The sequence below is a fragment of the Oribacterium sp. oral taxon 078 str. F0263 genome (genome assembly GCF_000469565.1).
Taxonomy (GTDB): domain Bacteria; phylum Bacillota; class Clostridia; order Lachnospirales; family Lachnospiraceae; genus Oribacterium.
This window is the reverse complement of sequence record NZ_KI273114.1, coordinates 1-7,292: the sequence shown is the minus strand read 5'-3', so window position 1 is coordinate 7,292 and position 7,292 is coordinate 1. Positions and strand designations below refer to the sequence as shown.

Sequence of the window (7,292 nt, the reverse complement as noted above, 5' to 3'; positions counted from 1 at the left end):
CGTGCCAGCGCTTTGTCGTGGACATGATTCACGCCATGGAGGAGAGAGGGTGTCAGGTGGGTTCTCTTTGAGCTTATAGTAAGTAAGGGTACGAGCAATCACACAGCTTCCCTCTTCTTGAACGGTTCGGAATTTCCGAACCGTTGATTTCTCGTAATCCATTTTTTCAGTCCCTTCCGGATCCTGTCAGAGTCCGGGTTTTTGTCCGCATCCCCTTTTAGTATTTTAAAGCAAATCTTTTTATACTCTTCGGCCAGCGGGCCTTGTGCCGGAGCCCTGGACTTAAGTCCTCACAGATGTTAGGATGTATGAAAGCAGCGGGGCCTGGATGGAGGGGGCATCCCGCAGAAAAGGGGAGGGGAGTTCCATGGAAAGCGGGAAAGTCAGGAGCTCGAATTTCGAGCTCCTTCGTATCGCGGCGATGCTGATGATCGTCATGTTTCATATCTTTTTGCATTGGCCGAAGGCACAGCTCACGGATATGAATTCGATCGATTTTTTCGGGAACGGCTTATTCAATCGTCCCGAATTTTATCCGCAGCTTTGGCTCATCCATGCCGCCATGCCGCTGGGACCAGTGGGAAACGGCCTCTTCATGATGCTCTCCGGCTACTTTCTGGTCTCCAGGGAGAAGATCGATCTGGCCAGAGTTTCGCAGAAGATACTGATGCAGCTCTTCTTTGCGACCGTTCTACTGGTCATAGCGTCGGCGCTCTTCGATTCCCTCTATAATCAGGATACAGGGATGTACCTTGCCCTCATCGTATCCGGTGAGTTCAATAATGGCTGGTGGTTCATAGGATATTATTTCGTCGTGATCGTTATCGCGGCTCTTTTTCTCAACAAGTTCCTGGCGGGACTTGAGGAAAAGCAGTACTTTACCTTCCTGATTACTCTTCTTGCCTTCGTCCAGTTCAGCTGGTCCGGGAGACTGCTGGACGGACTGGCCTCTGAGCTTAGGACCGCAGGGATCGGAGTTTTCTTTTATGCTCTGGGGGGCTTCCTCCACAAATACCGGCCGTTTAAAGAAATAAAGACTCGCTCATTGCTTTTTGTGATCGCTCTGGTCAACCTGTTCCATCTTCTGTCGAGCTATAATGTGACGAGAGGAAATATCGAGAGCTTTATCAGAAATGGGGGAAACGGGGATTTCGTGCAGTTCATCGGAGAGCTCGGAAATTTCGATATCCTTGTCGTCATTCTCGTCGTCTGCCTCTTTGAGATCTTCCGGCGAATCCGCATTCCACACAGCAGAATCATAAACTTCCTGGGATCCTCCACCTTTATGATCTATCTGATCCATGAAAATGCATTCTTCTGGAGCTTATACAATATAAGGGACTGCATCACGCTTCTCTATGACCAGCCCTTCCTGCTCCTTTTGGAGATCCTGAAGTGGACTCTGCTGGATTTTCTGCTCGGTGTGTCGGCGTATACGATTTTTGGCATTCTGCTGAGGGCCGTCCGGCTCCGTAGGAAAAGAGCGGCGAGACTTTTGGAGCCGATGGGAAAGGGGAGGATCGAGCTGGAGATCGCATCCGCACAGAAGGCGGAGGACAGAGAGAGCCTCTAATCTCATAACACAGCAGGAAAACTGATAGGGCAGGATACGCGCTATGCGGATTGAGAAACGCATATGTAAATAAAATAGGCGATTATCATTAGAAAGCTGATGGTCATCATGGCAAGAAAACATGAACCGATCAAGAAGATATATGTAGAGATGCTTCGAGAAGTAGTGGAGGAATCAGCACATGAAAACGATTCAATATTATATGAGCCTTCCGTATCGTCTGGAAATTCTTCCGGATCCGGAGGAAGGCGGATATATAGCGCGGTATCCCGACCTTCCTGGATGTATTACGGTTGGAGATTCCATAGAGAGTGTTGCGGAAAATGCCGAGGATGCGAAGAAAGAATGGATTGCCGCGGCTATAGAGGATGGTATTGCTATTGCGGAGCCGGTAAATACGGAAGGGTATTCGGGGCAGTTTAAACTCCGTATCCCAAAGAGCCTTCACAGGAGCTTGGCGGAGCATTCCAAAGAAGAAGGAGTCAGCATGAATCAGTACTGTGTTTATCTGCTCTCTAAAAATGACGCACTGGAGAAAGTATGACCACGACTTGATAAACATCCTGTGATAAGAAATGGATGACAGCAGTTCGTATACCCTGTAGAAATGAGATAACTGGAATCAATCGGAATCAAATCATATCTTCTTGTCATATATAGAAATTCTATGTAAAATTATAGCTAGGGATACCCTGCTTTCCCGTCTGTGGAGGTAAATGTCATGGAAGGAACAGTATTTGCAAATGATGCAAAGCTTATGTCGAAAGGACAAGTAACGATTCCGAAAAATGTGCGCAAAGCTTTAGGCGTTGAAATCGGAGACCGGATCACTTTTGTTGTGGAGGGCTCGGAAATAAGGATCATGAACTCAGCGGTTTATGCTCTAAAGAGATTTCAGGAACAGATGAAGGGAAGAGCGGAAAAACTTGGATTTAAGTCGGAGGATGAGGTCGCCGACTGGATTATGAGGTCCAGAAGAGAGGAAAACGGATAGATGAAGGTTATGATTGATACCAACATCTTTATCTCGGCGGCTCTTTTCCCAAATGGGCGATCTGCTGCTGCCCTTATGAAATCACTTAGGCCTCCCTTTGAGGCAGAGATATGTGATTATGTAATCGATGAACTTCATCGTAAATTTCAAGAGAAGTTTCCGGATAAGGCTGTCGAGCTGGAAGCATTCCTTTATACCATTCTCCAGTCGATAGAGTTTATCAAAACGCCGGAAGGAGAGTTCGCAGAAGAATGTTTGATTCGAGATGTGAAGGATAGGCCGATCTTGAGGGCTGCGTTGAATGAGAATGTTGACCTTTTTCTTACGGGGGATAAGGACTTTCTCGAGTCGACTGTGAGGGATCCAAAGATTATCAGCGTAAATGAGTTCCTTGAAAAGTATTAAGGAAGAGTCGTATTTTTAGATTGCTTACAAGGCATTCATGCTAGAAGATGCGGTGTTAAGAAGGGGCACAGGAAATTGGTGTTTTCCTGTGCCTCTTCTTATGATATGATAATAACGTTTTGAGCGTATGGGAAGGAGCTTTCGGGCCGATCCGTGTCGGCTCTATTTCCGCGGGGAGGGGTATCTTGGCAGAGGATCTTGCAAAATGGAAGGAGCTGACGAGGGATGTCAGCGATTTTTCTTCGATGCTTAGGGCCGCGAGAAGGGCGGAGAAGCAGGGGGAGGGAGATGCTCCCCGGATCGCAGTGCTCGGGACGAACAGTATCCAGCTGATTGTGTCCGTGCTCCGCGCGCTTCTCCTTTCGGATGGGCAGAATCCGAGGATCTACGAGGGGGAGTACGATGGGATCCGGATGGATGTTCTGGATTCCGATTCCCCCTTCTACCGCTTTGCTCCGGATTACGTCGTTTTGCTTCCGGAGCTTCGGGATATTCCGGCATATCCGGAGCTTTTCTCCTCCGAGGAGGAGACGGAGAGGATGGCAAGGGAGAGTGCGGGCTATTTTCTCGGGCTCTGCGAGAGGATCCACGAGAAGCTTCCCGCAGCGCAGATCCTTCTCTCCGATCTGGTGCTGCCCTTTTCGGAGCAGCTTGGAAATCTTGAGGCAAACTGCGGCTTTTCCAGGACCGCTTATCTTCGGAGGGTCAACGCCTTACTTGGAGCATCCCGTCCGGGCTATGTGACGATCCTCGCCGTGGATGCGCTCGCCTCCTATGTCGGAAAGAAAAACTGGTTCGATGAGACGGCGTATTTTCTGAATAAGTCCGGCTTTTCTCTGCAGTACATCGGGAATTTCTGCGATCTCATCCGGCGTCAGCTCCGCGCCCTCTCGGGGAAGGTCAGAAAGTGCCTGGTACTGGATCTCGACAATACGCTCTGGGGCGGGACGGTCGGAGATCTCGGATATGAGGGGATCAATCTCGATCCAAATGACGCGGTGGGGGAGGCATTTCTCGCCTTTCAGCGATACATCCTTTTACTAAAGAAGCGGGGCGTGATCCTCGCGGTATGCAGTAAGAACGAAGAGGATCTTGCGAGAGAGGCCTTCGAGAAGAACCGGCATATGGTCCTTTGCTATGATGATATCTCCTGCTTTGTCGCAAACTGGAATGATAAGGCGTCCAATCTCCGCCTGATCTCGGAAAAGCTCAATATCGGTCTGGATTCTCTGGTCTTCTTTGACGACAATCCGACGGAGCGGGCGATCGTGGAAAAGTTCCTGCCGGAGGTCGCGGTGGTCGATGTCCCGGAGGACCCGGCTCTCTATGTCCGGGCTCTGGACCGCTTCCACGCCTTTGACTGGCTGCAGCTCACAAAGGAGGACATCAGCCGCTCCAAATCCTATGCGGACAACCGGAAGCGGGAGGAGCTTCTGCAAAGCCTGGATGACTACGGGGAATATCTCAGGGAGCTCGCCATGAAGGCCTCCTTCCTACCGCTTTCGGAGAATTCCAGAGAGCGCTTCTCTCAGCTCATCAATAAATCGAATCAGTTTAATCTGAGGACGAGGCGCTACTCCGAGGCGCAGATCGGAGAGATGATGGAGGACCCCGCCTTCAGGCTCTACACGGTCTCCCTCCGAGACCGCTTCAGTGACTATGGCATCATCGCCTGCATCATCCTTCGATCTGAGGGGAAGAGCTGCTTTATCGACAGCTGGGTGATGAGCTGCCGCGTTCTGAAAAAGGGAGTGGAAAACTATACCTTTCAAAAGATCCTTTCGCTTCTCAAAGAGCAGGGAATTTCGGAGCTGAGAGCGGAGTACCTTCCCACGAAGAAAAACCGAATGGCGGAGGGGCTTCTGCCGGAGCTCGGCTTCTCTTTGGAGGGCGAGGATGGAGAAGGAGGGAGGCGCTACCGCCTGGAGCTTCCGGGCGGAGAGATCCCCGCAGGGACTTATTACATAGAGGAGGAATGATGCGATGAAGACGATGGAGCTGCTCCAGGATATTTTCCGGGATGTATTTGACGATGAGGAGCTTACGATAGGAGAGGAGACCACGGCAGCGGATATCGAGGACTGGGATTCTCTGAGCCATATGCAGCTGATCGCGGAGATCGAGAAGCGCTTCGGTGTCCGCTTCACAACGGATGAGATCCGCTCCGCAAAGAATGTCGGGGAGTTCGCCGCCCTGATCGAGAGAAAGAAGGGATGAGGCACTACAGCTACGAGAGCCTAGAGCCCGGGATGAAGGAGAGCTTCCAAAGGACCGTCACGGAAGAGATGATGGAGCTTTTCTACCGGATCAGCGGGGACAATAATCCCATGCATATGGAAGGGGGAATTGCCAAGAGCAAGGGCTTCTCCGGGAGACTGGTCTACGGGATGCTGACGGCCTCCTTCTATTCCACGCTGGTCGGGGTCTATCTCCCCGGGGAGAAGTGCATCCTTCAGGAGCTCGATACCTCCTTTCATAAACCGGTCTATATCGGGGATCAGCTTCTGATCACAGGGACCGTCCGGGAGAAGGACGAGCTCTTTCGGAGAGTCAGAATTTCCGCCGTCATCCGAAACCAAAGAGGCGAGAGGGTTTCGAAGGCGGCAATTACGGTGGGCTTTTATGAATAATATCTATCTGATCCTGGGGGCGTCTTCTGAGATCGGGAGCGCTCTGATCCGCTCTCTGAACGAAAAGGAGAGGGAGGCTCTCTTTCTCTCACATTACCGGAGCCATCCGGATGTCCTCCGGGAAATCGAAATGAAAAATGGAAATCAGCTCCGAGCTTTACAGGCGGATCTCTCCCTTTCGGAGGAGGTGGAAGGGCTGATCGGGGAGGTGAGGACAAGCTGCTCCTCGCCGACTCACATCGTCCACCTTCCGGCGGATCTCTATGAATTTCAAAAGCTGAAGGATATCCGCTGGGAGAGCGTCCTTCACGATATGGAGCTCCAGCTTCATTCGATCATGCAGATCCTCGCGGCCTTCCTCCCTAAGATGACGAAGGGAGAGAGAAACGGGAAGGTTCTCTTCATGCTTTCTGAGAATACGGTCGGTCTCCCCGCAAAATACACCGTAAAGTATACGGTCGGAAAGTATGCTCTCCTCGGTCTCATTCGTTCTCTGGCCTCGGACTACGAGGGAAAGCGGATCAATTTCAATGCCGTCTCCCCGAGCGTGATGGATACGAAGTTCCTTCGTAAAATCGACGAGAGACTTCTCGAAATCAGCGGTGTCCGCGAGCACATGCTGAAGCCCTCCGAGGTGACGCCCGCAATGGAATACCTGCTCTCCCCGGCGAGTGACAGGGTGAACGGGCAGAACCTTCTGCTTCGGGGCTGACGTCTGAGCGGAGATTTCGGCGGAGAGGGAGAGAGGCTCTTGGAGGTTTCCGCCTAGGAAGAATCGGAAGAGAGGGAAGCTTTATCGAGAGCCCTGAGAGCCATGCCGGGGATGGGAATTTTCCTCCGGAGCTCGGGAGAACCGTTGGGCAGATGGAACGGCGCTTCCGCCCCGGGTGATCGGAAGTGCTGTCGAGAAGTCAGAGATTTTCACCATGGAGGGAGAGGGTATGCCGGAGAGCAGAGAGCGCGGGATCAGAGATATCATAAGAGAATACCGAGAAAAAAAGATCGAGGGGCTCTTCCTCGATCTTGTGCCCTACCGGACGGACCTTTCCCCGGAGATCGTGCGGCTTAGAAACCGGGAGAGAAACCGGCACTTTCTCGCACAGAATGAGGAGATCACACCGGAGTCTCAGCTTGCCTGGGGGGAGAGGTATCTTCTTCGGGAGGACGATATCTACTGGTGCCTTTTCCGAAAGGGAGGGGATTTCATCGGGACGATCCGGCTCTATGACATCGCGCCCGACGGCTCCTCTCTCACGCAGGGGAGCTTTATGATCGATGAGACCTATTCCGGAGAAGCGCCCTATGCGGTAGAGGCGGAGCTTTTGAGCCTGGACTTTGCCTTCGACCGGCTTAAGGTCCAGAGCGTGATCAACGAGGACCGCGCGGACAACCGGATTATGAACAGTCTCACAAAACGGATGGGCTTTCGCTTTGTAAAGGATACCGTGATCTGCGGTGCCTCCTATCATTACTACCTCTTATCGGAGGAGGATTATCGGAAGAAGAGAGGGAAGGCAGAGGAGCTTCTCCGCTACTGGAAGGAGCGATAGCGCCGGAAAGAGGCGGAGTCCGCCGCTGATGCCGACGGCAGCCTGCAATCCGGCATTTGAGCCGCTTGCAGCAGGATCGGGAGACCGTGTCCCATGCCGCCTCGGCGCTTAACCCGGGAGGCATCAGCCGATCTCCCTTC

9 protein-coding genes are annotated in these 7,292 nt (G+C 52.0%); all 9 read left to right on the top strand.

The features are described 5' to 3' along the window. The first annotated feature begins 367 nt into the window (after positions 1 to 367). A complete protein-coding gene (locus HMPREF1986_RS05925; protein WP_196806112.1) occupies positions 368 to 1,573 on the top strand; it encodes an acyltransferase family protein in 1,206 nt (401 codons plus the stop codon). 181 nt (positions 1,574 to 1,754) lie between these two features. Then, positions 1,755 to 2,117 (top strand): type II toxin-antitoxin system HicB family antitoxin, encoded by a 363-nt coding sequence (locus HMPREF1986_RS05920; RefSeq protein WP_021773878.1) that lies wholly within the window; start codon positions 1,755 to 1,757, stop codon positions 2,115 to 2,117. Between the two features lie 177 nt (positions 2,118 to 2,294). After that, entirely contained in the window at positions 2,295 to 2,567 is a 273-nt protein-coding gene (locus HMPREF1986_RS05915) for an AbrB/MazE/SpoVT family DNA-binding domain-containing protein (RefSeq protein ID WP_021773877.1), read from the top strand. Beyond that, on the top strand, positions 2,568 to 2,972 hold the full coding sequence (locus tag HMPREF1986_RS05910) for a putative toxin-antitoxin system toxin component, PIN family (protein ID WP_009214176.1): 405 nt from the start codon (positions 2,568 to 2,570) through the stop codon (positions 2,970 to 2,972). A gap of 185 nt (positions 2,973 to 3,157) precedes the next feature. Continuing rightward, entirely contained in the window at positions 3,158 to 4,951 is a 1,794-nt protein-coding gene (locus HMPREF1986_RS05905; protein ID WP_051273883.1) for an HAD-IIIC family phosphatase, read from the top strand. 4 nt (positions 4,952 to 4,955) lie between these two features. Further along, positions 4,956 to 5,189 (top strand): acyl carrier protein, encoded by a 234-nt coding sequence (locus tag HMPREF1986_RS05900; RefSeq protein ID WP_009214178.1) that lies wholly within the window; start codon positions 4,956 to 4,958, stop codon positions 5,187 to 5,189. Next, positions 5,186 to 5,602, top strand: coding sequence for a MaoC family dehydratase (locus HMPREF1986_RS05895; protein ID WP_021773875.1), 417 nt, complete (start codon positions 5,186 to 5,188; stop codon positions 5,600 to 5,602). Before HMPREF1986_RS05900 ends, HMPREF1986_RS05895 begins: the two co-directional genes overlap by 4 nt. Next, complete coding sequence (locus HMPREF1986_RS05890; RefSeq protein WP_021773874.1) at positions 5,595 to 6,314, top strand: SDR family oxidoreductase; 720 nt, start codon at positions 5,595 to 5,597, stop codon at positions 6,312 to 6,314. Before HMPREF1986_RS05895 ends, HMPREF1986_RS05890 begins: the two co-directional genes overlap by 8 nt. 229 nt (positions 6,315 to 6,543) lie before the next feature. Beyond that, complete coding sequence (locus HMPREF1986_RS05885) at positions 6,544 to 7,152, top strand: GNAT family N-acetyltransferase (RefSeq protein ID WP_196806111.1); 609 nt, start codon at positions 6,544 to 6,546, stop codon at positions 7,150 to 7,152. Positions 7,153 to 7,292: the final 140 nt, after the last annotated feature.